Origin of the sequence: Streptomyces triticagri, assembly GCF_003429565.1 — a bacterium.
Taxonomy (GTDB): Bacteria; Actinomycetota; Actinomycetes; order Streptomycetales; family Streptomycetaceae; genus Streptomyces; species Streptomyces triticagri.
In genome coordinates this window covers 29821-53596 of record NZ_QUAK01000118.1, presented here as the reverse complement: position 1 = coordinate 53596, position 23776 = coordinate 29821, and the positions used below count along the sequence as shown (strand labels likewise).

The following is a 23776-nucleotide window of genomic DNA, read 5'->3' as shown; positions in this document are numbered from 1 at the left end:
GCTGGGATGTGCCGATGGGCGGAAGGGGGCGGTCCCGCTCAGGCGGTTCCGGGTGCGGTCCGGCCGGCCGGCTCGAGGTCCTGGGCCCGGTCGCCGCCCCGGTCGCCGGTCAGTTGCGACCAGTGGACCGTACGGCCGCACCAGCGCTCCAGGAGGGTCCGGTCGTGGCCGACCGCGAGCAGGCCCGCGCCGCTCTCGCGCCGGTAGTCCTCGACGACCGCCACCAGGGCTGCAGTGGTGGACGCGTCCAGCATGGCCGTCATCTCGTCGCACACCAGATAGCGCGGGCGCAGCACCAACGCCCGGGCCAGGCAGGCGCGTTGGAGCTGACCGTCGCTGACCTCGTGGGGCCGGCGTGCGAGCAGTTCGGCGCCCAGGCCGACCGTCGCGGCGAGCTCCTCGACACGTCGCGGGATCTCGCCGGTGCGGCCGACGGCCCGTAGCGGCTCAGCGATCAGGGCCGCGAGGCGAAGGCGCGGGTCGGCGCTGAGCCGGGGCTGCTGGAACACCACGCCGAAGGCGGTGCGCAGCTCGCGGGGTGCGCGGTAGCGCCAGTCGTGCACGGTCTCGCCGTCGACGACGACGTGTCCCGACTCGGGGCGGTGCAGCAGGGCGGCGACCCGGGCGAGGGTGGATTTGCCGCAGCCGCTCGGGCCGAGCAGGCCGACGGATTCGCCCTGCTCGACGTCCAGGTCGATATCGCGCAGTACGGGGCGGCGTGGCTCGTATCCGGCGGTGACGGCGCTCAGTTCAAGCACGCTGGACCTCCAGGGTGTGATGGCAGGCCACCGAGTTCTCGAAGGCGGGGAGCCGGTCGCAGCGCTCGGTCGCCCGCGTACAGCGGGCCGCGAAGGCGCAGCCGTCGGGCAGTGCGGTGAGCTCCGGCGGCATGCCCGGGATCGGGGTGAACTCCCGCTCGGGCAGGGCGTCCAGGAGGCGTCCGGCGTAAGGGTGGCGGGGGCCGCGGGCGCCGAAGAAGTCGCCTGCGTCGGCGATCTCCACGATGCGGCCCGCGTACATCACGGCGACGCGGTCGGCGATCCGCTCGGCGGCCGCCAGGTCGTGGGTGATCATCAGGAGGGCCCGGCTGTCGCCGGTGTGCCGCTTGAGCTCGTCGACGGTGCGCTCGACCAGGTCGCGGTCGAGGCCGGTGGTGGGTTCGTCGGCGAGGAGCAGTGGGGCGTCGCCGATGAGGGCGAGGGCGGTGGCGGCGCGCTGGGCGAGTCCGCCGGAGAGTTCGTGCGGGTGGCGGTCCAGGTGGTCGGCGGGGAACGCGGCGCGTTCCGCGGCCCGTTCGGCTGCGGCGCGTACTTCCGCGCGCGGTGGGCCGGTGAGTTCGCGCACGGTCTCCTCGAGCTGGGAGCGCACGGTGCGTACGGGGGTGAGGTGGGCGGCGGGTGACTGGGGTACGAGGCCGATGCGCCGTCCTCGTACGGAGCGGGCCAGGACGTTCTCGCCGGCGGTCATCAGGTCGGTGTCGCCGAGGTGCGCGGATCCGGCGGTCTCGGCGTTGCCCGGCAGGAGTCCGAGGAGTGCGGAGGCGAGGACGGACTTGCCGCAGCCGCTCTCGCCGACCAGGGCGAGACATTCGCCGAGGCGCAGGTCGAAGGAGGCGTCCGTGACGGCGCGTACGAAGGTGTCGCCGCGCATCCGGAAGCGCACCGAGAGCCCGCGGACGGCGAGCACCGGGTCGGGGGTGGCGGGGGCGTCGGGAGTCACAGCATGAGCTCCGATCGGCGGCGGGGGTTGAGGCGTTCGCGCCAGGCGCCCGCGAGACCGGCGATGGCAAGGGTCGGCACGATGATGAACAGGCCCGGGAAGAGCGTCGGCCACCAGTCCCCCGCGAGCAGCGACCCGCGCGCGCTCTGCACGAGGGTGCCGAGGCTGGCCTGGTGGGTGGGCAGGCCGAGGCCGAGGAACGACAGCGCCGACTCGTGCCAGATCGCGTGCGGCACCATCAGGACGGCGGCGAGGCCCGCCTGCGGCAGTACGCCCGGCACCAGGTGGCGCACGGTGACCCGCCACCTCGAGGCGCCGCCGGAGATGGCCGCGTCGACGTAGGGGCGCGAGCGCAGTGAGAGCACCTCGGCGCGCACGATGCGGGCGGTGGACAGCCAGTGGGTGAGTCCCACCGAGATCACCACCGGCCACACCCCGGGCCGGAACATGGCGACGATGAAGATGCCGAGCAGCAGGTGCGGTACGGACGAGAAGAGGTCCACCAGACGCATGACGACGCGGTCGGCCCAGCCGCCGAAGGCAGCTGCGGCCGCGCCGACGGCGGTGCCGATGACGGTGGCCACCACGGCGGCGACCACGCCGACGAGGAGGGAGACCCGTAGGCCGTAGACGCAGCGCAGGAGAAGATCGCGGCCGACGTCGTCGGTGCCGAACGGGTGTGCCCAGGAGGGTGGTTGGAGTTTCGCACCGAGGTCGACGGCCTGTTCGTCGAGGTTCACCAGGGGCGGTACGACCAGGACGGCGAGGACCACCAGGCCGACCACGACGGCGGAGGTGCTGACCCGCCAGGTGCGGGTGGAGCGGCGGGGCGCGGCGGTGGCGCGCCAGGTGAGGTCAGCCATCGAAGCCCACCCTCGGGTCGGCGAGGCCGTAGAGCAGATCGGCGAGCAGGTTGCCGAGCAGGACGGCGACGGTGGCGAGCACGGTCAGGGCGGCGAGCAGCGGGAAGTCGACGGAGGTGGCGGCCTCCACGGTGGCGGCGGCGATGCCGGGCCAGCTGAAGACCGTCTCCACCAGGAGTGCGCCGGTGATGAGTTCGGGCACCCGGGATCCGATCAGGGTGAGCACGGGCAGCATGCCGGAGCGCAGGGCGTGGCCGGTCAGGACGGTGCGGGGTGCGAGGCCGCGGGCACGTGCGCCGCGTACGGGGTCCTCCTCGAGCGCCTCGGCGACGCCCTGGCGTACGTACAGCAGGAACCAGGGCAGTTGGGAGACGGCGAGGACGGCCGCGGGCAGGGCGAGATGACTGAGGACCTGGCCTGCGGAGACGGTGCTGCTGCCGGTGTCGGTCAGTCCGCCGGCGGGCAGGACGCCCAGCTTGAGGGCGAAGAGCCAGACGGCGAGCAGTCCGAGCCAGAACGGCGGTGCGGCCTCCAGGGTGTAGGCGAGGGAGCTGACCGCGCGGTCGAGCCAGCCGCCCTGCCGGCGGGCGGCGAGCACGCCGAGCAGGGTGCCGAGGAGGACGGCGGCGGCGAAGGCGACCGCGGCGAGCAGCACGGACCAGCCGAGGCGTTCGGTGATGACGTCGGCGACGGGCTGGCGCATCACTCCGGAGTCGCCGAGGTCGCCGTGCAGGGCCGAGGTCAGCCAGTCCCACCAGCGGGTGACCAGGGGCTGGTCGACGCCGAGGTTGACGCGCAGCTGGTCGAGGTTCTCCTGCGACGCGGTCAGGCCCGCCGTGCCGGCGTAGGCCTTGACCGGGTCGAAGGGTGACGCCTCGGCGATCGCGAAGACCCCGAAGGTCACGGCGACGATCACCGGGACGGCGAACAGGGCCCGCCGCAGGGTCATGCGGCCCATGGCTCCCCAGGGCAGGCCCCGGACGACGGTGGTCTTCACTTGCCGGGCTGCCAGTCCTCGACGTTCCACCAGGGGCCGGTCGCGAAGCCGTGGTCGTGCGGCTCGACCTGGGTGCTCAGCTCGCCGTACTTCTTGTCGACGACGTACGCGTGGTCGATGTGGGTGAGGAAGGTGTAGCCGGGGTTCTTGACCAGGGCGCGCTGGATGCTGTCGTACGCGGACTTGCGGGCGGCGCGGTCGTCGGTACGGCGGGCCTTGTCGAGGTCCTTGTCGACGGCCGGGTTGTCGTAGTGCGCCATGTTGTTGAAGCCGTCGCCCGCGAGGTCGGACTTGAGCAGCGTGTACTGGTCGAAGTCGGGGTCGGCGGGTGCGCCGCCGCCGGCGAGGACGGCGTCGGACTTCATCCGCGGCTGGATGACCTCCCAGGTGCCTGCCTGGACCTTGATCTGGATGCCGGCCTTCTTGGCGTCGGAGGCGTAGGCGAGTGCGTGGTCCTGGCGGAGCTTGTCGCCGGAGAGGTACCAGAGCGGGAAGGAGGCCTTGATGCCGTTCTTGCGGCGGATGCCGTCGGAGCCCTTCTTCCAGCCGGCGTCGTCGAGGATCTGCTCGGCCTTCTCGAGGTCGTGGCGGCGTTCGGTGCCCTTGGTGAACCACTCGCTGTCGGTGGGGACCGGGCCGTAGGCGGCCTTGCCTGCGCCGTAGAGGATGGAGTCGACCATGGCCTTGCGGTCGACGGCGATGTCGAGGGCGCGGCGTACGTCGGTGTCGCCTGCGACCTTGTTGCCGGTGGGCAGGGTGACCACGCGGTAGTCGAAGCTCTTGGCCGCAAGGGTCTGCTTGTCGCTGTCCTCGGTGAAGGTCCTCGCGAGGTTGGGCGGCAGGATCGCGCCGTCCAGGTCGCCGCTGCGCAGGCGGGTGGCGCGGACGTCGTCGTCCTTGATGATCGCCATGGTGAAGTCCTTCACCTTGGGCGCGCCGCCCCAGTAGTGCGGGTTGGCCTTGAAGGTGAGCTTCTCGCCCTTGGACCACTTGACGAGCTTGTACGGGCCGGTGCCGACGGGCTTGGTGGTGAAGGCGCCGGTGTTGACGTTCTGCTTGCCTGCGATGTGCTTCGGGGCGATGGGCAGGACGGTCCGCTCGGCGAACGGCGCGTAGGGGTAGTCGAGGTGGAAGACCACCGTCTGTTCGTCCTTGGCCTCGACGCTTTCGACGGCGTCGAGTTCCGTCTTGGAGGGGTTGTTGGTCTTCTTGTCGAGGATGGTCTCGTAGGTGAAGACGACGTCGTCGGCGGTGAGGGGTTCGCCGTCGCTGAACTCGACGTCCTTGCGGAGCTTGTAGGTGTAGGTACGGCCGTCGTCGCTGATCTTGGGCAGTTCGGTGGCGAGTGCCGGCTTCAGCTTCATGTCGCCGTCGTGGGTGAGCAGGCCGTCGAAGATCTTGGAGTTGCCGTCCTTGCCGTAGCCGAGGAGTGGGCTGAGGCTGTCCGGTTCGTAGGCGATACCGACCACGGCGGAGGTCTTCGCGCCGTCCGATCCGGAGTCGCCGCCGGGGGCCGAGCAGGCCGCGGCGGTGACCGCGAGTGCGGCTGCGGCCGCGGTCGCGCCGGTTCCCCGTATCCAACGGCCCGTCATGGACACACCTCTGTTCAAGATCGATAGTTGTTGCGAACAGCTCGCAATTATGCCGTACGGCACAACGCGGCGTGCAGTCCCCTTGTCGACATAGCCATGTGAAGCCAACTCGCTTCCACTGCACGGCCGTTGACAGGACTCCAAGCCCTTCGGGACGCTGAGGACGCATCGTTCCAACGTTGTAACGGACGCGCCGTACGGCCGGCACCTGACGCGGTGCGGTGGAGGCGCGGAGAGGAATGGGCTCATGGCACTGCTGCGACGACCCTTCGGACTCGGCGCCCTCGCTCTGGGTGTCGCTCTCGCGCTCTTCCTGTCGGTGCCGTCGTCCGGCGCGGCGAACTCCGGGGACGGCAGGGCGCAGGCCGAAGCGGAATCGGTGGGGAAGGCGGCCGAGGCCCCGCGCGGCCCGACCGGCCTGGCCGGCGCCGATCCCAGCGTGCTGCGGGTCGGCAGCACCTATGTGGCGGTCAAGACGGGCGACGGCGGCATCGTCGTGCGGCAGGCCTCGTCCCTCGACGGCCTGGCCTCGGCGCCCGCGACGACGGTGTGGCGGGACGAGGGCGGGCTCGGCGAGGTGTGGGCCCCGGAGATCGTCCGGGACGGCGGCCGCTACTACATCTACTTCGCGGCCGGCACCGGAGCCGCCCACCGGATGTACGTCATCAGCTCGGACAGCCCGGACACGGGTTACGGCGAGGCGCAGAAGCTGGCGCTGCCGGACGACAAGTGGGCGATCGACGGCGCCCTGTTCACCTTCGAGGGGCAGCGCTGGTTCGTCTGGTCGGGCTGGGAGGGTGACACGAATGTGGAGCAGAACCTCTACATCGCCCGCATGAGCGATCCGACCACACCCACCGGCGAGCGGCACATCATCTCGCAGCCGCGCGAGAGCTGGGAGCGGGTGGTGGGCGACCCGTACATCAACGAGGCCCCTGAGCCCATCAAGGATCCGAACGGGCAGCTGCATATCGTGTATTCGGCCAACGGCAGTTGGAGCGACCAGTACTGCATGGCCGACCTGCGCCTGCGGGCCGGCGGCGACCCCACCTATGTGTGGGACTGGTACAAGTCGAACGGCTGCCTCTTCGGCTCGCACGGCGACACGATGATGTCCGGCTGGGACCCGACTCTGTACGTGGACGGGCCGGGTCACCACACCTTCGTGCTCCTCGACGGGGACATCGGCACGTCCCCGCCGGCGGGCGAGCACTTCCCGTCCATGTTCCACGCGGTCGAGAAGGGCACTCCGTACTCCTGGGAGAACCGCCACTGGTACATCGGGTCGTTCCTGTGGTGGGGCGACACGACGTACCAGCGTGCGAATGTTCCGGGACCCACCTCCGACACGGGCTGGGGCCTGAAGTTCTTCGAGTGACGGTGGTGGGTCCGGCGGCTGACGGCTGCCGTCCCGCTCAGGGCGCGGGGAGGTCCACCAGGTCGGCGATGAGCTCCCGGTGGCGGCCCGCGCTGCCGAGGGCCAGGGAGTCGGACTTGGCGCGCTTGAGGTAGAGGTGGACGGGGTGTTCCCAGGTCATGCCGATGCCGCCGTGCAGTTGCAGCGCTTCCTCGGCGACCCGGACGGCGACCGGTGCGCAGTAGGACTGGGCGAGGGAGGCGGCGAGCGCCCGCTCGTCGCCTCCGGTGGCCAGGACGTCGGCCGCATTGCGGGCGGCTGCGCGGGAGTTGACCACCTCGAGCCAGAGTTCGGCCATGCGGTGCTTGAGTGCCTGGAAGGAGCCGACGGGCCGGTTGAACTGGTTGCGTTCGCGGGTGTGGCGGACGGTCTCCGTCAAGCACCAGTCGGCGAGGCCGAGTTGCTCGGAGGCGAGCAGTCCGGCGCCTGCCGACAGGCCCTTGTCCAGGGCGAGTCGGGTGGCTGCCGGGTCGCCGGTGAGCGGGCGCGCGGGAGCGCCGGTCAGTTCGACCACCGCGGTGGGGCGGGTCAGGTCGAGTGCGGTCTGCGCGGTGACGGCCACCCCTTCGGCTGCGGTCTCCACGGCGTACAGGAGCCCGTCCGCCGGTACGAGCAGGACGTCCGCGGCGAGGGCGTCGGCGACCCCGGTGACGCGCCCGTGCAGCTGCCCGTCCCGCTGCTCCACTCCGGCGTACGGAGCGCCGCCGGGCGCGGTCGTCCAGGGCAGGGCGAGTACGGCGACGCGGCGGCCGGCGGCGAGCTCGGCGAGGAGGCCGGCTGCGACGCCGCCCTTCGTCGTGTCGCCGGCGAGCAGCGTCTCGGTGGCGATCACGGCACTGGTCAGATACGGGACGGGAGCGATCGCACGGCCCAACTCCTCCAGTACGACCGCTACTTCGCGATGGGTGGCGCCCTGGCCACCGAGGTCCTCGGGGATCAGGAGGCCGGCGAGGCCCATGTCGGCGGCGAGCGCCTTCCACAGGGCCGGGTCGTGTGGCTCGCCGGTCTCGGTGCGGGCGATCACCGCGGCCGGGTCGCAGCGGTCGGTGAGCAGTCCGCGCAGGGCCGAGCGCAGTTCGTCCTCGGTGTCCGAGTACAGCAGGTCGGGCGTGGCACTCATCGGGCGAGGTCCTTCCATGCGACGTCCTTGTCGGTACGTGGTTCGGACGGCAGTCCGAGGACGCGCTCGGCGACGATGTTCAGGAGCACCTCGCTGGTGCCGCCCTCGATGCTGTTGCCCTTGGAGCGCAGATAGCGGTAGCCGGCCTCGCGGCCGGTGAAGTCGACGATCTCGGGCCGGCGCAGGGTCCAGTCGTCGTACAACAGGCCCTCCTCGCCCAGGAGTTCGACCTCGAGGCCGCTGATGCGCTGGTTGAGGCGGGCGAAGCCGAGCTTCATGCCGGAGCCCTCGGGGCCCGGCTGGCCCGCGACGAGCTGCTGGCGCAGCCGCTCGCCGGTGAGGCGCGCCACCTCGGCCTCGACCCAGAGTTCGAGCAGGCGCTGGTGGAGGTCGTGGGTGCGCAGGTCGGGGCGTTCGCGCCAGAGGGCGGCGGTGGAGGCGATCATGCCGCCCTCGCGTGGGATGCGGGATCCGCCGATGGCGACGCGTTCGTTCATCAGGGTCGTCTGGGCGACCTTCCAGCCGTCGCCGATCCCGCCGAGGCGCATCGCGTCGGGGATGCGTACGTCGGTGAGGAAGACCTCGTTGAACTCGGCCTCGCCGGTGATCTGGCGCAGCGGGCGCACCTCGACACCCGGGTCGGTCATGTCGCAGAGGAAGTAGCTGATGCCCCGGTGCTTGGGCAGGTCGGGGTCGGTGCGGGCGATGAGGATGGCCCAGCGGGCGTTGTGCGCGTTGGACGTCCACACCTTCTGGCCGTTGACGATCCAGTCGCCGGAGCCGTCGCTCGCGGGGATCGCCCGGGTGGCGAGCGCGGCCAGGTCGGAGCCGGCGCCGGGCTCGCTGAACAGCTGGCACCAGACCTCGTCGCCGGTCCACAGAGGGCGAAGGAGGCGCTGCTTCTGCTCGTCGGTACCGAAGGCGAGGATGGTCGGTGCGGCCATGCCGAGGCCGATGCCGATACGGCGCGGGTCGTTGTCCGGTGCGCCGGCGGCTTCGAGTTCGGCGTCGACGACGGCCTGCAGCGCGCGGGGTACGCCGAGGCCGCCCAGGCCCTGCGGGTAGTGCACCCAGGCGAGGCCGGCGTCGAAGCGGGCGCGCAGGAACTCCTCGCGCGGTGTGCTCGCCGGCGGGTGCTCGGCGAGGAACTCCCTTGTCCTGGTGCGCAGTTCGGTGGCGTCGGTCATGCGGCTGCCTCCCCGGGGACCACGGTGACGCGGCCGGTGGTGACGCCGTCGGCGACGCGCTGCACTGCGGCGGCCGCACCGTCGAGGCCGACGCGCTCGCTGACCAGCGGCTTGATGGCGCCCTTCGCCGCGAGCTCGGTCAACTCCTGGTGGCAGCGGAGTACCGCCTGCGGGTCCTTGGAGTTGTACAGGCCCCAGTGCAGGCCGACGATCGAGTAGTTCTTCACCAGGGCGTGGTTGAGCGCGGGGGTGGGGATCGCGCCGCTCGCGAAGCCGACGACGAGCAGTCGGCCCTCGAAGGCGATGCACTTGACGGACTTGGCGTAGGCGTCGCCGCCGACCGGGTCGTAGATCACGTCGGCACCGCGCCCGCCGGTGGCCTCCTTGACGCGGGCGATGATGTCGTCGGAGCGCCGGTCCAGGACGAGGTCGCAGCCGAGCTCGCGGGCGACCCGGGCCTTGGCCTCGCCGCCGACGACTCCGATGACCTTGGCGCCCGCGGCCTTGCCGAGCTGTACGGCGGCGCTGCCGACGCCGCCCGCCGCGGCGTGCACCAGGAGCGTCTCGCCCTCCTGGAGGTGCGCGCGGCGGTGCAGCCCGAACCAGCCGGTCTGGTACCCGATGTGCAGGGCGGCGGCCTCGGCGTCGTCGAGCGAATCGGGTGCGGGGAGCATCCCCGCCGCGTCGGCCAGGGCGTATTCGGCGAAGCCGCCGTGCGGCAGGCCTGCGGTGGCCATCACCCGGCGGCCGTCCTCGGTCTCGGCGCAGATCTCCACCCCGGGGGTGAACGGCAGCGGCGGCCGCACCTGGTACTGCCCGCGACAGAGCAGGGCATCGGGGAAGTTGATGTTCGCGGCCCGCACCTTGACCAAGACCTGCCCCTCGCCCGGTACCGGCTCGGGGACCTCCTCGAGGCGCATCACCTCGCTCGGCTCGCCGTTCTCGTGCACTCGCCATGCCTGCATGCGGGGCCTCCACGGAGGGTCGGAAGTCGTTGCGCCTGGCTCGCGGAGCCCGACCCTTCGCATACTAAGCGGTCGCTTGCCCGAGCGGAACCGTCTCAACCGGCCTCTTCCGCACTCCCCTCCCCCGCCCCGTCATCGGCCTCCCGCTCCCCCTTACGACGGGCGGGCCGTGCCCGTACGTGCATCCGCTCGCCCTGCGGTCCGAACAGGACCAGGCACTCCGTCGCCTCGTCGCCGACGGCACCGAACCAGTGCGGCACGCGGGTGTCGAACTCGGCCGCCTCGCCGGATCCGAGGACCACATCGTGTTCGGCGAGCACGAGGCGCAGTCGCCCGGAGAGGACGTACAGCCATTCGTAGCCCTCGTGCGTGCGCGGGTCGGGGTCTGCGGTGGTCGGCGGCAGGATCATCTTGTACGCCTGCAGGCCTCCGGGGCGTCTGCTGAGCGGGAGCACGGTGCGGCCGTTGCGGACGATCGGGCGGGTACGGACCCGGGGGTCGTCCACCGGGGGTGCTCCGACCAGTTCGTCCAGCGGCACCTTGTGGGCGCGGGCGATCGGCAGGAGCAGTTCCAGGCTCGGTCTGCGCCGGCCCGATTCGAGGCGGGACAGCGTACTGACGGAGATTCCGGTCTTCTCGGAGAGGCCGGCGAGGGTGGCTCCGCGGTCCTTGCGGAGGCGGCGCAGGCGCGGGCCGACCTCGGCGAGGACCGTGTCGGTGGAGTCGGCGGCATCGGTGTCCTGAGCATCCATCGAGACATTGCAGTTCCGGCAATACGCCGTGTCAATCCGGCGACGCGCGGCCGAGGCGGGTGGTCACTCCGGCGCCGCCAGAGCGCGGAAGACGATCGTGGGGATCTCCTCGCGCAGGGTGCCGAGATCCGCGGTCGGGTCGCGCTGGAGCTGGGTGGTCACCGTGTCGAGCAGCGCCTCGACCACGTCGACGGCGAGCCGCAGCGGCAGCTGCCGGAACACACCCTGCGCCATGCCGTCGCCGAGGATGCGGCGCAGCAGGGCGGTGTCCTCGTCGGTCGCGGTGAGGTAGAGCGGGATGCCGTCGGGCCCCCGGTGGGATACCACGATCTCGATGCCCGCGGTGATCTCGGGCCGGTGTCCGTCGACGTGGGCGAGGTGGCTTCCGACGTACGCACGGAGTTGTGCGGCGGGGTCCGTGTGCGCGGCGACCGCCTTGTCCCGTACGTCGTCGAGCGCGGTGAAGACGTGCTCGACGACGTGCAGCAGGAGCATGTCCTTGGAGGCGAAGTAGTAGACGATCGCGCTCTTGGCGACTCCCGCGCGGCGGGCGATCTCGGCGAGCGAGGCCCGCGGGTAGCCCAGTTCGTTGACCGTGGTGATGGCGGCCTGCACGATCTGCGCGCGTCGTGCGGTCTCGGTGAAGGTCGGCGCCGCGCCGGAGGATGACGACATGGTCACCATCCTCTCCCCTGTCCCGACGCGCCGGCCACGGGCTCCTCCGGTTCGGGCGCACCGACCACGAACTCGTCCAGCACGCCCGGCGCGGCCCGCGCGGCGAAGGCGACCGCCTCGTGCGCGGCGAGATCGGGCACTTCGTACGCGCCCCAACCCGCGGCCGTCTTCGCGGACACGGTGCTGAGCCCGAGCCGGCGTTGCAGCAGCGACTGGCGTACGGCGATGGTGCTCACCGCGTCGCGCCGCAGCACCGAGGTCGTACGGCTCAACAGGCCTGCGCGTACGACGAGATGGTCACCGACGACGGCGTGGCCGAGCGCACGGTAGGCGATGACTGCGCCGAGCAGGGCGACCGGCCAGAGGGCGAGCGCCGCCCAGAGCAGCCACGTCGGGGCGGCGTCGGACGCGACCGGCACGGCGACGGCCGTCGCGGGAACGGCGGCCACCCAGGTCGCCCACCACAGGCGCCTGCGCAGGGCGGCCGGCGGATGCGCCGCGAGCGGTGCGTCGAAAGGGCTCGGCGATCCGAGCACCCGGGCGGCGACCGCGTGGGCGACCCGGATCGGACCGCGCGGCAGGATCGCGGTGGGCTGCTCCATGTTCCACAGGCTGAGTCCGGTGGTGATGACGTTCGTGTCGGACATGCCCATCCAGCGCCACAGGAGTGGCTCGCCGATGGACAGCCCGCGCATCCGCGACTCGTCCCGGCCGACCTCGCGTGTGCTGAACAGGCCGCGGCGGGTGCGCAGTTGGCTGGTGTCGCCGGTGCGGACGCGGGCGAGTTCGAAGTTCCAGTACGAGGTGAGGAAGTTGACGCCCATCGCCAGGGCGCCGATGAGTCCGACGACGATCACGGCGAGGGCGACGGTGCCCGCGCGGCCGAGGGAAGCCCGGTCGGCGACGGCGGTCGCGATGTCGAGCAGATCGATGCCGAGCATGGCGAAGAACCAGTACAGACTCCAGAGCAGGCCGGCGGCCATGAGGTAGGCCCAGATGCTGAACATGTTGTGAACGACCCACCAGGGGCGGAGCGTTGCGAAGACTTCGGCGTCGCGGTCGGTCCGAGGCCCGCCGTCGGCAGCCGGCTCGGACGGGGCATGCGCGGGTGCCGGGGCCTCACCCGTCCGGTCCGCGCTCTGCACGGCCTCCCGTTCGGCCGGGGACCGGCGGTCGAGGAGCAGCGCCCGCAGCCGTGCCGCCTCGCCCTTCGTCAACGCGTCGAGGAACAGGGCCGATTCGCCGGCCCCGGTCTGCTGACCGGCGCCGATCGTGACGACCCTGAGGCCGGTGACGCGGTGCCGGAGCTTGGCGTGGGTGTCGACGCTGCGGACCCGGTCGCGCCGCATGGTGCGGTGCCGGCGGACCAGGACACCGGTGCGGCGTTCCACGTCCGTGGCGGTGATCCGGTAGCGCGTGAACATCCAGCGCACCATGTCGGCCACGGCGCCGATCACACCGACCACCGCGACCAAGGCCAACGGCCACAGGGCGGACAGCGAGGGTTCGAGACCGACGAAATGGATGGCGACCAGGCTGGGCGCGAGCGAGAGCACGCTCTGAGCCAGGTCGACCCAGACGACCCGAGGGTTCAGACGCTGCCAGTCAGTCGATGCCGGGGTGGCGGGCGCGGCCTCGGGCACGGGCCCGGGGCCCGCCCCGGTCGCGGACCCCGTCCCGGGCCCCGTCGCGGCACTCATGTCGCGTCCCCCTCGACCAGCTCGGCGACGGCCGCCAGCCGCGTCGCCGCCTCCTCGGCGATCCTGCGGTCGAGCCCCTGGACGGTGATCGCACCGGACGACGAGGCGGTCGTCACCCGCAGCGTGGACAGGCCGAGGAGCTGCTCGAGCGGCCCTCGTACGGCGTCGACGGTCTGGATACGGGAGGTCGGCGCGACCCGCCACTCCCGCACCAGCCAGCCGGAGGCCGCGTACGTGGCCTGCTCGGTGATCTCCCAGCGGTGGACGTGGTAGCGCCACCACGGTTCGACGGCCAGCTTGACCGCGACGATCGCCGCCACCGCGATCGCCGGCGCCAGCAACCAGACCCGCGCGGGCTCCCACAGCGACCGGGCCACGACGAGTGCCGCGAGCAGCAGGCCCCACTGCAGGAGGGCGCGCAGCACCCACCAGAGCATGGCGCGGCGCTCCACCCGCAGGCGCGGGAGACGTACGCGCACCCCGTCGGGGCCCGGCTCCGGATCCGGCGGGGACTGCGTCACGGGGAGGGTTTCCATGAGCACTTCTCCTGACCTCGACCGCCGCTTGGAGTTTGACCGATCGGTTTGCGTCTTGACCGTACGGTCTAATCCTATACCGGTCGGTTCAGGTGCGACAGGGATGCGGCCGAGGAGAGTTCCGCGCCCACGGGGCCATGGCGGATTCGCGCCGCAGGAGGTAGGGATGCGCCCATGACTGAGCCATCGGCACCCAGCGCCCCGGGGCTTCCGGCCCCTCCCCCGGCCGGGACGAGCGCGCTACCGGCGGGCACGTACGACGGTTCGGTCGTCCTGGTGACGGGTGGCGGTACGGGGCTCGGCAAGGCGGTGGCCGCGGAGTTCGCCCGGCTCGGTGCGACGCTCGTCCTGGTGAGCCGCAAGGCGGCCCGACTCCGGTCGGCACAGGAGGAGTTGGCGACGCTCGGGGGCCGGATCGTCATCGCGGCCTGCGACATCCGCGACCCCGGCCGGATCGCCGAGGCCTTCGACGCCGCGCAGGAGGCGTGCGGCCTGCCGGACATCCTCATCAACAACGCGGCCGCGAACTTCCCCGTACCCGCCGAGGAGATGTCACCGAACGCCTGGCGCACCGTCGTCGACATCACCCTGAACGGAACCTTTCTGACGAGCCGTGAGTTCGCCCGGCGCCACCTCGCCGCGGGCTCCTCCGGCTCGATCATCAACGTCGGCGCCTCGTACGCCTGGACCGGCGGCCCCGGGTTCGCACACAGCGCGGCGGCCAAGGCGGGCGTACGGAACCTGGTGGAGACGCTCGCCGTGGAGTGGGGCCCGTACGGCATCCGCGTCAACGGTCTGGTGCCCGGCCTGATGCCGCACGAGGACATGACCGCCGACATCCGCGGCGGCCTGGACCGGGCGGAGCACGACAAGGACCGACTGCAGCCGGCACTACGGGTGGGCGCGCCGCGCGAACTCGGCTGGGCGGCAACGTTCCTGGCCTCCCCTTTCGCCCGCTTCATCACGGGGCACACCCTGGTGGTGGACGGGGCGAACTGGCAGCGACGACAGGTCGTCAGCCCGCCGGTGACGCCGGTGCGGGAGCAGTTGGGGTACGGGGAGCGGGACGCCGACGCATGAGACCTCGCCGTCCGACGCGTGAAACCCGTCGTCCAGGGCGGGGTCAGCGTCCGTCGAAGCGGGGCGTTCTGCGGGCCGCCTTCGCCGCATAGCCCTCGCGGATGTCGTCGGATGCCAGGGTCAGGGCGGCGGTGGCGGCGGTGTGCCGCAGGGCGTCGTCCAGGCCGGCGTCGGCGAAGGCGTCGATGTCGCGTTTGATGCCCTGCACGGCCAGGGGCGCATTGGCCGCGATCTCCTCGGCGAGCGATCGCGCATCGTGCTCCAACTCAGAGGGATTTACGAGGAGTTGGACCAGGCCGAGGCGTTCGGCGGTGGATGCGTCGATACGGCGGCCGGTGAGGGCGAGGAACTTCGCCCATCCGGCGCCCGCGTCACGGGCGATCCGCAGGTCGCCGCCGGCGTCGACGGCCACTCCCAACTGCGCCTCGGGCAGGGCAAACACGGCATCATGGGTGGCGATACGGACGTCGGCGAGAAGGGCGAGTTCGAAGCCGAAGCCGAGGCAGTAGCCCTGCACGGCGGCGACGACGGGCTGCGGGAGACGGGCGAAGGCCCGGAATCGCTCATGTGCCCAGCGCAGCCCTTCCTGGTAGTTGCGGGTGCGTTCGGCCCCGGAGCGGCCGGTGATGCCACCGCCCGGGGCCGTGACGTCTATGCCTGCGCAGAACGCCCGGCCCTCGGCCCTGAGCAGCACGGCCCGCACCGCGTCGTCGAAGCGGATCCGGTCCGCCACCAGGCCGAGCTGTCTGGTCGACTCCCAGCTCCAGCCGTTGAGGGTGTCCGGCCGGCACAGGGTGACCAGGGCCAGACCGTCCGCCACGTCGAGCCGGATGCGCTCATCGCCGGGTGCGATCTCGGTGCTCGTGGTGTCGATCACTGCCCCCCCCTACGATTCTGACGTTGTGTCAGCTTAGGCGGGGGCGGTCACCGACTGAAGAGTTCGAACGTGACGGCCGGCCGGCCGCCGAACTGCTCGGACGAGCTCGCCGTGGTCTCGGTGAGGAACTTCCGTACGTATGCCTCGGGTTCCTCGTCCGTGAGGGCCTCGATATAGGCGCGGTGTTCGAGCAGGGAGCGGACGGCGTGCTCGAAGCCGGGGCCCGCGTCCACCGCATGGGTCGGGTGCGGGGATGCGGCGACGGCCACCCAGCGGACTCCGCCCCAGGGCTCGAGGCCCTGCTCGGCGAGCTCCGGGAAGATCCAGCGGTTTCCCGCGTCGGCGGCCGCGTCCAGGGTGGCGCGGCCCACGGCGACATGGTCCGGGGTGTTCCAGTACACGCCGCCGAAGGTCTCCCGGTGGTTGAGCGTGATGACCAGCTCGGGGCGGTGGCGGCGGATCGCGGCGGCGACGTCGCGGCGCAGGTCGATGCCGTACTCGATCACACCGTCGCGGTGGTCGAGGAACTCCACACTGGACACTCCGACGACGGCCGCGCTCGCCCGCTGCTCGCGTTCGCGCACGGCGGCGCAGCGGTCGGGGTCGACGGTGTCGATTCCGGCCTCGCCTCGGGTGGCGAGGAGATAGGCGACCTCGCGTCCGCCGTCGGTCCAGCCGGCGATCGCGCCCGCGCAGCCGTATTCGAGGTCGTCTGGGTGGGCGACGACCGCCAGGGCGCGGTGCCAGTCGGTGGGCATGGGGGCAAGTTGGTCGGTCATGAGGGCAGGCTATGTGGTGGTGGCCTGCACCGCTGGGGGCGTCCTCGTTGCCGGACGGGCTGAAATGGTGGCTACGCGTTACGGACCAGGTTCAGGAGGTGGTCCAGGACGTGAGGGCCGCCCGCACGGACGCCGTCGTGTTCGTATTCGTTGGTGATCCAGGGGCGCAGGCCCCGGATGGCTTCGGCGGTGTGCAGGGAGTGGGGGGTGTGGACGTACATGTCGTCGTGGTAGATGGCGGCCGCGGCGGGGACCGTGTTCGCGGCGAGGCGGTCGGTGTCGTAGAGGCGCGGCCAGTCGGTGCGGGAGGCGAGGAGCTCGGCGCACTCGCGCAGCGGTGCGAGCGAGGGGTCGCAGTCGAACGTCCACGGGTGCACGGTCTCGCCGGTGAACAGCAGCGGGCCGTCTCCGTCCAGCGTCGCCGCCGCGTCGAACTGCGGGAACTCGCCGCGCACCCGCTCGGCGGCCCAGTCGGTGGGCCGCTCATCCTGGGCGTAGATCGATTCGTGCACCAGGGCGTACAGCGGATGTCCGGCGTACGAGAGCTGCGCGTGCACCTGTTCCTTGAAGCCGTCGGAGAGTTCGGGGCCGTGCGGTGTGGTGACGAAGGCGTTCTCCAGGAGGTAGTGCAGGTGGTGGCTGCCGTCGCCGGAGCCGAGCAGGATGCCGAGGGACTGGAAGGCCTGGACGGTCAGCTTGTAGCCGCCGCCGATGACGATGTGGCCGCGCTCGGCGAGGTGCTCGGCGATCCGGCGGGCGCGGGCGACGTCCTGCGGGTAGCGGGCGTAGTGCGCGGCGACCTTGCGTTCGATCCGCGGGTACGCGGCGCGGTACACGTCGTCCGCATGGGCGTCGAGCGCCGGCAGGCCGCCGGTGAACAGGGCGGCGCTCAGGCCCTCGGGCGCCGAGGACAGGTAGCGGGTGGCACAGAAGCCGCCGAAGCTCTGGCCGAGCACGGTCCAGGGGGCGCCGCCGGTGACCTGCGGCCGGATGGTCTCGCAGTCCCGCACGATGGAGTCCGCCCGGAAGTGGGCGAGGTGGTCGGCCTGTTCGCGCGGTCCGCCGCGCAGCGGGAGGGTCTGCCGGTCGGCCGGGGTGGAGCGGCCGGTGCCGCGCTGGTCGAGGAGGAGGACGCGGTAGTCCTGGAGCGCGCGGCCGAGCCAGGCCTGCCTGCCGACGAAGCGGCGCGCGCCGAAGCCGGGCCCGCCCTCCAGGTACAGGAGCCACGGGAGTCCGGCATGTGTCCGGTCGCTCGCGACGACCTCGCGCGCGTACAGCTCGATCTGCTCACCGTCGGGGCGCGCGTGGTCGAGGGGCACGCGGAAGTGACGGTCGGTGAGGACGACGCCGGGCTGCCGGTAGGTGGTCAAGGCTGCTCCTGCTCGGGGTGGATTCGTCGTGGCTGTGGACGTCGGGCCAGTTCATCACACCGGTACGGGGCATTCCGCGGACGGTGACTCGTACAGGCGCGGCCGGTGTGCGACGGGTCGCGGGGCCGCTTAGCGTGACGGGGTGATCCGGTTCGAGCAGGTCAGCAAGCGGTATCCGGACGGGACCGTCGCCGTGGACGAGCTGTCCTTCGAGGTGGGCGAGGGCGAACTCGTCACCCTGGTCGGCCCGTCGGGCTGCGGCAAGACGACCACGATGATGATGGTGAACCGGCTGATCGAGCCGACCGGCGGCCGGATCCTGGTCGACGGCGAGGACATCTCGGGTGTCGATCCGGTGCGGCTGCGGCGCCGCATCGGTTATGTCATCCAGCAGGTCGGCCTCTTCCCGCACCGCACGATCCTCGACAACACGGCGACCGTGCCGGCCCTGATCGGCTGGAAGCGGTCGAGGGCCAAGGCGCGGGCGGCGGAGCTGCTCGAACTGGTCGGGCTGGATCCGAAGACGTACGGGCCGCGGTATCCGGCGCAGTTGTCCGGCGGCCAGCGTCAGCGGGTGGGAGTGGCCCGGGCGTTGGCCGCCGATCCCCCGGTGCTGCTGATGGACGAGCCGTTCGGTGCGGTCGACCCGGTGGTGCGCGAGCAGCTGCAGGACGAGTTCCTGCGGATGCAGGCCGCGGTGCGCAAGACGGTCCTGATGGTCACGCACGACATCGAGGAGGCGGTCCGGCTCGGCGACCGGATCGCGGTCTACGGGCAGGGCAGGATCGAGCAGTTCGACACCCCGGGCGCGGTGCTCGGCAGCCCGGCGACTCCGTACGTGGCGGAGTTCGTGGGCGCGGACCGGGGCCTGAAGCGGCTGTCGGTCACCGCGATCGAGGCGGACGACCTGGATCAGCCGCCGGTGGCCGGTCAGGACGAGCGGGCGGAGGCGGCCGCGGCCCGGCTGCGTGCGGAGGGCGCCCGGTGGACGGTGGTCCTGGACGCGGAGGGTGAACTGCACGGCTGGGCGGGCGTGGACGAGCTGGCGCTCGCCGGCCCCGAGGGCACGGTGGGCGAGCTTGCGCACCGGATGAACTCCTGGGTGCCGGTGGGTGCACCGCTCAAGCAGGCGTTCGGGGTGATGCTCCAGCACGACGCGGGCTGGGTGGCCGTCCTCGACGGAGCACGGTTCCTGGGCGTACTGACACCGGCGAAGCTGCACGAGGCGCTGCGGCGCTCGGTGGACGCGGACGCGCAGGGCGTGGCGCGCGACGAGGTCGACTTCGACTCGGTGGCGGACGCCTGACCTTGCGCTGTGCCCCCGCTGAGCGCCCGGCGCGTGCCGTGGACGGATGCGCATGGGCCTGAGACGGCGGCGCATGGCGGTCGCCCGCGGCCGCTGCTGTACTCGATGTCATGACATACGACACCTCGCACCCGATCCCGCAGCGCGTCGACAGCGGCGCCGGACGGGCCGGGATCCTGTTCCTGTCGATCATCGTGACCGGACTGCTCGCGGGTGTTTTCGCCGACTGGTCGAACACGATCATGCCCGGTCTGGGCGACCTCGACGACCGCACCTTCGTCCTGGCGTTCCAGTCGCTCGACGACGCGATCAACAATCCGCTGTTCCTGGGCGCGTTCACCGTCGCGCCGCTGCTCATCGCGCTGTGTGCGGTGCTGCAGGTGCGTGCCGGGCAGCGGCCGGTGCTGTGGTGGATCCTCGGCGGGCTGCTGTGCTACCTGGTCGTGGCCGTGATCACCTTCGGTGTGCATCTGCCGCTGAACGAGGACATCGGTGACGCCGGTGTGCCGCAGAGCGCGGCGGCCGCGGCCGAGGCGCGTGAGTTGCTCGACGAGTCGGCGTGGACGGCCTGGAACACGGTGCGGGCCCTGGCGGCCACGCTGTCGTTCGGCTGCCTGGTCCTGGCGTTCGGGCTGCGGGGTCAGAGCAGGCCCTTGTCCTCGAGGTAGGCGCGGGCCACGTCCTCGGGAAGCCGCCGCCAGCTGTCCACCTGCTGGTTGAGGGAGGCGAGGTCGGCGGTGGTGAGGACCGGGTTGAGGGCGCCGAGCGCGTCCACCACCCGCCGGCCGCCGGCTCGCGCGCGGTTGACCACGGGGACGATGTAGTCGGCGTTCTGCAGCTTCTTGTCGTCCTCGAGCAGGACGAGTCCGAACTCGTCGAGGGTGGCGTCGGTGGTCGTGGTGAGCACCATCTGGTCCTGGCCGCTCTGTACGGCCTTCTTGGCCTGGGTGGTGCCGACGCCCTTCGGGTCGACGCCGCTGACGTCGATGCCGTAGACGTCCCTGAGGCCGGGCAGACAGTACGGGCGGGCCACGCACTCGTCGCCCGCTGCCAGGCGTACGCGCAGCTTCGAGGCGCCCAGGTCGGAGAGGGTCTTCAGGCCGTGCTTGCGGGCGAAGCCGGCGTCCACGGCGAAGGCGTTCTGGTCGACCGCGCGGCCCGCGTCCAGGACGGTGAGGCCGCGCGGGGCGGCGAGTCCCCGCAGTGCGGACATGGTGGCGGCCAGATCGGGTGAGCCGACCGGCTCGGCATCGGCCCCGTCGGCCTTGGCGCCCAGCCAGTCGGCGAAGGTCGCGGCGTATTCGGGGACCACGTCGATCTGGCCGGATTCCAGGGCCGGTTCGTACAGTTCGCGGTTGGCGACGGAGAGGATCTCGGTGTCGTAGCCGGCCTTGCGGAGCAGCAGGGCGTACATCTGCGCGAGCAGGTCGCTCTCCGTGAAGCCGGCCGATCCGATGGTGAGGTGGTGGCTGTCGCCGGGCGGGGCGGTGACCTCGCCCTGGTTCTCCAGGGACGGTCCGGTGGTGCAGCCGGCGATGAGCAGGAGCAGGGTGGCCACGAGGGTGGCGGTGCGGCGCGTCACGGGGTGCTCCTGTCGCGCAGATGCCCGGGTGCCAGGCGTTCTCCGAGCTCGAAGAGCCCTTCCACGAGGAGGGCGAAGGCGGCGACGAGTACGGCCCCGGCGACGACCTGCGGGGTGGAGGCGAGATTGAAGCCCGCGGTGATGATCCGGCCGAGGCCGCCGCCGCCGGCCAGGGCGGCGATGGTGGCGGTGGCGACGAGCTGGACGGCGGCGATGCGCACACCGTTGAGGATCATCGGCAGTGCGAGCGGGACCTCGACGCGCCACAGCATCTGGCTGCCCGTCATCCCCATGCCGCGTGCGGCCCGCACCACGTCGGGGTCCACGCCGCGCATGCCGACGTAGGCGTTGGTCAGCAGCGGCGGTACGGCGAACAGGACGAGCGCCACGACGGTGGGGCCCTCGGCGTACTGGCCGAGCGGGGTGAGCAGCAGCAGGACGAGGACGGCGAAGGTGGGGACGGCACGGCCGATGTTGGAGATGTTGACGGCCAGGGCGCCGCCCTTGCCGAGGTGGCCGAGTACCAGCGCGACCGGCAGAGCGATCAGGCAGCTGAGGATCAGGCAGACCACGGTGAGGACGAGGTGCTCGACGAGCCGGTGCCAGATTCCGTCGGCACCGGACCAGTGGGCACCGTCGGTCAGCCAGTGCCAGGCGTCGGTGAGCGTGGTCATGCGCGCTGCCAGGGGGTGAGGAGTCGCTGCACGCCGAGCAGGAGCAGGTCGGCGGCGACGGCGATGACGACGCAGAGCACCGATGCGGTGAGGACCTGCGCCTTGAAGTAGGTGTTCATGCCGGTGTAGATCAGATTGCCGAGTCCGCCGTGGCCGACGATGGCGCCGATGGTGACGAGCGAGACCGCGGACACGGTGGCGATGCGCAGACCGGCCATCGCGGAGGGCAGCGCGAGTGGCAGTTCGACGGTGAGCAGCAGGCGCAGCGGCCCGTAGCCCATGCCGCGGGCGGCCTGCCGGGTCTCCTCGGGGACGGCGCGCAGTCCGGCCAGGATGTTCCGTACGAGCAGGGTCAGTGAGTACAGCACGAGTCCGGCCACGACCAGCGATGCGGAGAGGCCGTACAGGGGCAGCAGCAGCGAGAACATCGCGAGGGACGGGATCGTGTAGAGCACGGTGGTGAGGGCGAGCACGGGGCCGGCCGCGGCGCGCAGCCGGCGGGCGAGCACGGCGAGCGGCACGGCGACGACCAGGGCGATGAGGACCGAGAGGCCGGTCAGCTCCAGGTGCTGCAGGACCGCGTCGGTGAGGATCCCGCGGCGGGTGCTCAGGTACTTGCCGCAGATCCATGCGTTGCGCGCGAGGCAGTCGTCCGGGGGCGCGGTCACTCGTCCATTGGAGCCCGGTGCGGTGGCCGGGGCTCGTTCGCATGGGCCGTACGAGGGGTGGGGGCCGGTGTCCGAACGGCGCGGGCGGCCTCGACGTCGACCTCGACCTGACCTTCAGGTCGAGGTCGAGGTCGAGGGTGCCGGGGCGCCGACGGCCGGCCGCAGCGCACTTTATGGTCACAACCTCGGCTGGCGGCAGCGCGCTGACTAGCGTCACCGCATCCAACGGGACGTGAACACGAGGAGCCGCCGTGTCCGAGCACAGCCCGCACGTGCAACCGCATCATCCAGGCCCGCCTCCCCCTCCTGAGCCGGCGTCACCTGCCGGCGCCCCGCGTGCTCGCCGCACGACGCGCGCCGTCCTTGCCGCCGTGCTCGGTGCCGGTCTGCTCGCCGGACTGACGTCCGTCACGGACGCCAACGGGCGGGCGGAGCCCGCGGCCGGCGCGACGAACACGCAGAACGTGTCGGCCGTGCATCCGGTGCGGCCGGCCGAGGGGTCGTCCGCCGAGCCGACGCCGTGTCCGGACAACCTCGCGCAGATCGCCTCCTGCTATGCGGGGATGGACGAGAACGGCGCCTACTACACCGTCGCCGTCCCCGAGCAGTGGAACGGGGACCTGGTGCTGCACGCGCACGGCGGACCGGACCTGGGCGCTCCGGGGCCGGAGCGCAGCGCGGAGGATCTGGAGCGCTGGACGGTGATGGTCAAGGAGGGCTACGCCTGGGCCGGTTCCTCGTACCGCAGGGGCGGTTACGGGGCGCGGATGGCCGCGGAGGACACGGAGAATCTGCGCCGTCTGTTCGGCGCGGACTTCGCGAAGCCCGACCGCACCCTGCTGCACGGCCAGTCCTGGGGCGGCGATGTCGCCGCGAAGGCCGCGGAGACCTACGGCGCGCGCGGCAAGCGGCCGGTCTACGACGGAGTGCTGCTCACCAACGGCCTGGTCGGGGGCGGGAGTCGGGGCTACGACTACCGGGTGGACCTGCGGGTGGTCTACCAGTACTACTGCCGTAATCATCCCCGGCCGTCCGAGCCCCAGTACCCGCTGTGGCAGGGGCTGCCCGCCGATTCCACGATGACCTCGGCCGATCTGAAGGCGCGGGTCCAGGAGTGCACAGGTGTCGAGTCCGCGCCCGAGGAGCGCACCGCGCGTCAGCGGAAGAACCTGTCGGCCATCCTCGGTGTGGTGCAGGTGCCGGAGCGGACGCTGGTGTCGCATCTGAACTTCGCGACGTTCACGTTCCGGGACATCGTGCACGAGCGTCTGGACGGCCGGAATCCGTTCGGGAACCGCGGGGTCCGGTACTCCGGTTCGCCTGACGACAAGGCGCTGAATGCCGGGGTGCAGCGGTTCTCGGCCGATCCGGGTGCCCGCCGGGACCTGTCGTACGACAGCGATCTCACCGGGCGGATCCGGGTGCCGGTGCTGACGCTGCATGCGATCGACGATCCGACGGTGTTCGTGGAGCACGAGTCGGCCTATCGTGCCGCGGTCCGCAATGCGGGCCGGGGGCGTCTGCTGGTGCAGACGTTCACCCAGGAGAGCGAGCACAGTTCGCTGAGCGACTCGGGGTACGCGGCCGCGGTGCGGTCGCTCGCCGCCTGGGTGGACTCGGGGCGGCGGCCGACGCCCGGCCGGGTGGCGGAGCGGTGCGCCGATGCCGACGACACGTACGGCACCGGCTGCTTCATCAAGCCCCGCTACCGGCCGGGCAGTTACTCGTCCCGGGTGTATCCGCGGCCGGGCGGTCTGCACTGGCCCGCGATGACCGCGGCGCAGGAGAAGGCGTGGTCGCGTCTGGACGGTGTGGGCATTGAGCACTGAACCGCGGGGGGGGGCAGGGATAGCCGGGGGGCAGGGACGGCCGGGGGTATGTCGAGCGGGGTGCGCTACGTTCGGCGGCGGCCCCGGC

At 71.9% G+C, this 23776-nt stretch carries 23 protein-coding genes; 5 read left to right on the top strand and 18 right to left on the bottom strand.

Annotated elements, in window-relative coordinates; genetic code table 11:
• Nucleotides 1-38: 38 nt before the first annotated feature.
• Genes DY218_RS21825 through DY218_RS21805 form a run of 5 tightly spaced genes read right to left on the bottom strand, consistent with a single transcriptional unit; the run spans nt 39 to nt 5171 of the window.
• Nucleotides 39-758 (bottom strand): ABC transporter ATP-binding protein, encoded by a 720-nt coding sequence (locus tag DY218_RS21825; RefSeq protein ID WP_128557806.1) that lies wholly within the window; start codon nt 756-758, stop codon nt 39-41.
• Nucleotides 751-1719 carry an ABC transporter ATP-binding protein gene (locus tag DY218_RS21820; RefSeq protein WP_233521779.1) on the bottom strand — a complete coding sequence of 323 codons (969 nt, stop codon included), beginning with the start codon at nt 1717-1719 and terminating at the stop codon, nt 751-753. Before DY218_RS21820 ends, DY218_RS21825 begins: the two co-directional genes overlap by 8 nt.
• The gene (locus tag DY218_RS21815) at nt 1716-2582 is read right to left on the bottom strand and encodes an ABC transporter permease (RefSeq protein ID WP_128557805.1); all 867 of its coding nucleotides are present in this window, start codon (nt 2580-2582) and stop codon (nt 1716-1718) included. Before DY218_RS21815 ends, DY218_RS21820 begins: the two co-directional genes overlap by 4 nt.
• Nucleotides 2575-3540 (bottom strand): ABC transporter permease, encoded by a 966-nt coding sequence (locus DY218_RS21810; RefSeq protein ID WP_128557822.1) that lies wholly within the window; start codon nt 3538-3540, stop codon nt 2575-2577. Before DY218_RS21810 ends, DY218_RS21815 begins: the two co-directional genes overlap by 8 nt.
• 35 nt (nt 3541-3575) lie before the next feature.
• Entirely contained in the window at nt 3576-5171 is a 1596-nt protein-coding gene (locus DY218_RS21805; protein ID WP_128557804.1) for an ABC transporter substrate-binding protein, read from the bottom strand.
• 247 nt (nt 5172-5418) lie between these two features.
• On the opposite strand from DY218_RS21805, the gene DY218_RS21800 reads away from it, so the two are divergent.
• Complete coding sequence (locus DY218_RS21800) at nt 5419-6549, top strand: glycoside hydrolase family 43 protein (protein ID WP_128557803.1); 1131 nt, start codon at nt 5419-5421, stop codon at nt 6547-6549.
• A gap of 37 nt (nt 6550-6586) precedes the next feature.
• Here DY218_RS21800 and DY218_RS21795 read toward each other — a convergent pair whose 3' ends face one another.
• The 7 genes from DY218_RS21795 to DY218_RS21765 all read right to left on the bottom strand — a co-directional run bounded on the left by DY218_RS21795 (nt 6587) and on the right by DY218_RS21765 (nt 13523).
• Nucleotides 6587-7708, bottom strand: a complete 1122-nt coding sequence (locus DY218_RS21795; protein WP_128557802.1) for an acyl-CoA dehydrogenase family protein — start codon at nt 7706-7708, stop codon at nt 6587-6589.
• Nucleotides 7705-8895, bottom strand: coding sequence for an acyl-CoA dehydrogenase family protein (locus tag DY218_RS21790; RefSeq protein ID WP_128557801.1), 1191 nt, complete (start codon nt 8893-8895; stop codon nt 7705-7707). The genes DY218_RS21795 and DY218_RS21790 overlap by 4 nt, the downstream gene beginning before the upstream one ends.
• The gene (locus DY218_RS21785) at nt 8892-9860 is read right to left on the bottom strand and encodes an NADPH:quinone oxidoreductase family protein (protein ID WP_128557800.1); all 969 of its coding nucleotides are present in this window, start codon (nt 9858-9860) and stop codon (nt 8892-8894) included. The genes DY218_RS21790 and DY218_RS21785 overlap by 4 nt, the downstream gene beginning before the upstream one ends.
• Before the next feature lie 95 nt (nt 9861-9955).
• Complete coding sequence (locus tag DY218_RS21780; protein ID WP_128557799.1) at nt 9956-10612, bottom strand: helix-turn-helix domain-containing protein; 657 nt, start codon at nt 10610-10612, stop codon at nt 9956-9958.
• A 63-nt stretch (nt 10613-10675) separates the two neighbouring features.
• Entirely contained in the window at nt 10676-11287 is a 612-nt protein-coding gene (locus DY218_RS21775) for a TetR/AcrR family transcriptional regulator (RefSeq protein WP_158574080.1), read from the bottom strand.
• A 2-nt stretch (nt 11288-11289) separates the two neighbouring features.
• Entirely contained in the window at nt 11290-12987 is a 1698-nt protein-coding gene (locus DY218_RS21770; protein ID WP_128557797.1) for a PH domain-containing protein, read from the bottom strand.
• Entirely contained in the window at nt 12984-13523 is a 540-nt protein-coding gene (locus DY218_RS21765) for a PH domain-containing protein (RefSeq protein ID WP_128557796.1), read from the bottom strand. Before DY218_RS21765 ends, DY218_RS21770 begins: the two co-directional genes overlap by 4 nt.
• A gap of 174 nt (nt 13524-13697) precedes the next feature.
• On the opposite strand from DY218_RS21765, the gene DY218_RS21760 reads away from it, so the two are divergent.
• Entirely contained in the window at nt 13698-14603 is a 906-nt protein-coding gene (locus DY218_RS21760) for an SDR family oxidoreductase (RefSeq protein ID WP_128557795.1), read from the top strand.
• 43 nt (nt 14604-14646) lie between these two features.
• Here DY218_RS21760 and DY218_RS21755 read toward each other — a convergent pair whose 3' ends face one another.
• The 3 genes from DY218_RS21755 to DY218_RS21745 all read right to left on the bottom strand — a co-directional run bounded on the left by DY218_RS21755 (nt 14647) and on the right by DY218_RS21745 (nt 17629).
• A complete protein-coding gene (locus DY218_RS21755) occupies nt 14647-15480 on the bottom strand; it encodes an enoyl-CoA hydratase/isomerase family protein (protein WP_128557794.1) in 834 nt (277 codons plus the stop codon).
• Between the two features lie 47 nt (nt 15481-15527).
• Nucleotides 15528-16259, bottom strand: coding sequence for a PIG-L deacetylase family protein (locus DY218_RS21750; RefSeq protein ID WP_128557793.1), 732 nt, complete (start codon nt 16257-16259; stop codon nt 15528-15530).
• Between the two features lie 71 nt (nt 16260-16330).
• On the bottom strand, nt 16331-17629 hold the full coding sequence (locus DY218_RS21745; protein WP_128557792.1) for an alpha/beta fold hydrolase: 1299 nt from the start codon (nt 17627-17629) through the stop codon (nt 16331-16333).
• Nucleotides 17630-17771: 142 nt separating this feature from the next.
• On the opposite strand from DY218_RS21745, the gene DY218_RS21740 reads away from it, so the two are divergent.
• Together DY218_RS21740 and DY218_RS21735 are read left to right on the top strand one after the other, a co-directional pair.
• A complete protein-coding gene (locus DY218_RS21740) occupies nt 17772-18935 on the top strand; it encodes an ABC transporter ATP-binding protein (protein WP_128557791.1) in 1164 nt (387 codons plus the stop codon).
• A 110-nt stretch (nt 18936-19045) separates the two neighbouring features.
• A complete protein-coding gene (locus DY218_RS21735) occupies nt 19046-19603 on the top strand; it encodes an anthrone oxygenase family protein (protein ID WP_128557790.1) in 558 nt (185 codons plus the stop codon).
• Here the strand turns inward: DY218_RS21735 and DY218_RS21730 are convergent.
• Genes DY218_RS21730 through DY218_RS21720 form a run of 3 tightly spaced genes read right to left on the bottom strand, consistent with a single transcriptional unit; the run spans nt 19576 to nt 21859 of the window.
• On the bottom strand, nt 19576-20517 hold the full coding sequence (locus DY218_RS21730; RefSeq protein ID WP_128557789.1) for an ABC transporter substrate-binding protein: 942 nt from the start codon (nt 20515-20517) through the stop codon (nt 19576-19578). The genes DY218_RS21735 and DY218_RS21730 overlap by 28 nt on opposite strands.
• Nucleotides 20514-21191: an ABC transporter permease gene (locus tag DY218_RS21725; protein ID WP_128557788.1), complete on the bottom strand. Its 678-nt coding sequence runs from the start codon at nt 21189-21191 to the stop codon at nt 20514-20516. The genes DY218_RS21730 and DY218_RS21725 overlap by 4 nt, the downstream gene beginning before the upstream one ends.
• Nucleotides 21188-21859 (bottom strand): ABC transporter permease, encoded by a 672-nt coding sequence (locus DY218_RS21720; protein WP_128557787.1) that lies wholly within the window; start codon nt 21857-21859, stop codon nt 21188-21190. The genes DY218_RS21725 and DY218_RS21720 overlap by 4 nt, the downstream gene beginning before the upstream one ends.
• A gap of 563 nt (nt 21860-22422) precedes the next feature.
• On the opposite strand from DY218_RS21720, the gene DY218_RS21715 reads away from it, so the two are divergent.
• The gene (locus DY218_RS21715) at nt 22423-23688 is read left to right on the top strand and encodes a hypothetical protein (RefSeq protein ID WP_128557820.1); all 1266 of its coding nucleotides are present in this window, start codon (nt 22423-22425) and stop codon (nt 23686-23688) included.
• The last annotated feature ends 88 nt before the right edge of the window (nt 23689-23776 follow it).

Coding starts and splice junctions, on each gene's coding strand:
- DY218_RS21815 (WP_128557805.1), bottom strand. CDS start 2,582: ATGGCTGACCTCACCTGGCGCGCCACCGCCGCGCCCCGCCGCTCCACC.
- DY218_RS21810 (WP_128557822.1), bottom strand. CDS start 3,540: ATGGGCCGCATGACCCTGCGGCGGGCCCTGTTCGCCGTCCCGGTGATC.
- DY218_RS21805 (WP_128557804.1), bottom strand. CDS start 5,171: ATGACGGGCCGTTGGATACGGGGAACCGGCGCGACCGCGGCCGCAGCC.
- DY218_RS21800 (WP_128557803.1), top strand. CDS start 5,419: ATGGCACTGCTGCGACGACCCTTCGGACTCGGCGCCCTCGCTCTGGGT.
- DY218_RS21795 (WP_128557802.1), bottom strand. CDS start 7,708: ATGAGTGCCACGCCCGACCTGCTGTACTCGGACACCGAGGACGAACTG.
- DY218_RS21790 (WP_128557801.1), bottom strand. CDS start 8,895: ATGACCGACGCCACCGAACTGCGCACCAGGACAAGGGAGTTCCTCGCC.
- DY218_RS21785 (WP_128557800.1), bottom strand. CDS start 9,860: ATGCAGGCATGGCGAGTGCACGAGAACGGCGAGCCGAGCGAGGTGATG.
- DY218_RS21780 (WP_128557799.1), bottom strand. CDS start 10,612: ATGGATGCTCAGGACACCGATGCCGCCGACTCCACCGACACGGTCCTC.
- DY218_RS21775 (WP_158574080.1), bottom strand. CDS start 11,287: ATGTCGTCATCCTCCGGCGCGGCGCCGACCTTCACCGAGACCGCACGA.
- DY218_RS21770 (WP_128557797.1), bottom strand. CDS start 12,987: ATGAGTGCCGCGACGGGGCCCGGGACGGGGTCCGCGACCGGGGCGGGC.
- DY218_RS21765 (WP_128557796.1), bottom strand. CDS start 13,523: ATGGAAACCCTCCCCGTGACGCAGTCCCCGCCGGATCCGGAGCCGGGC.
- DY218_RS21760 (WP_128557795.1), top strand. CDS start 13,698: ATGACTGAGCCATCGGCACCCAGCGCCCCGGGGCTTCCGGCCCCTCCC.
- DY218_RS21750 (WP_128557793.1), bottom strand. CDS start 16,259: ATGACCGACCAACTTGCCCCCATGCCCACCGACTGGCACCGCGCCCTG.
- DY218_RS21735 (WP_128557790.1), top strand. CDS start 19,046: ATGACATACGACACCTCGCACCCGATCCCGCAGCGCGTCGACAGCGGC.
- DY218_RS21725 (WP_128557788.1), bottom strand. CDS start 21,191: ATGACCACGCTCACCGACGCCTGGCACTGGCTGACCGACGGTGCCCAC.
- DY218_RS21715 (WP_128557820.1), top strand. CDS start 22,423: ATGGACGAGAACGGCGCCTACTACACCGTCGCCGTCCCCGAGCAGTGG.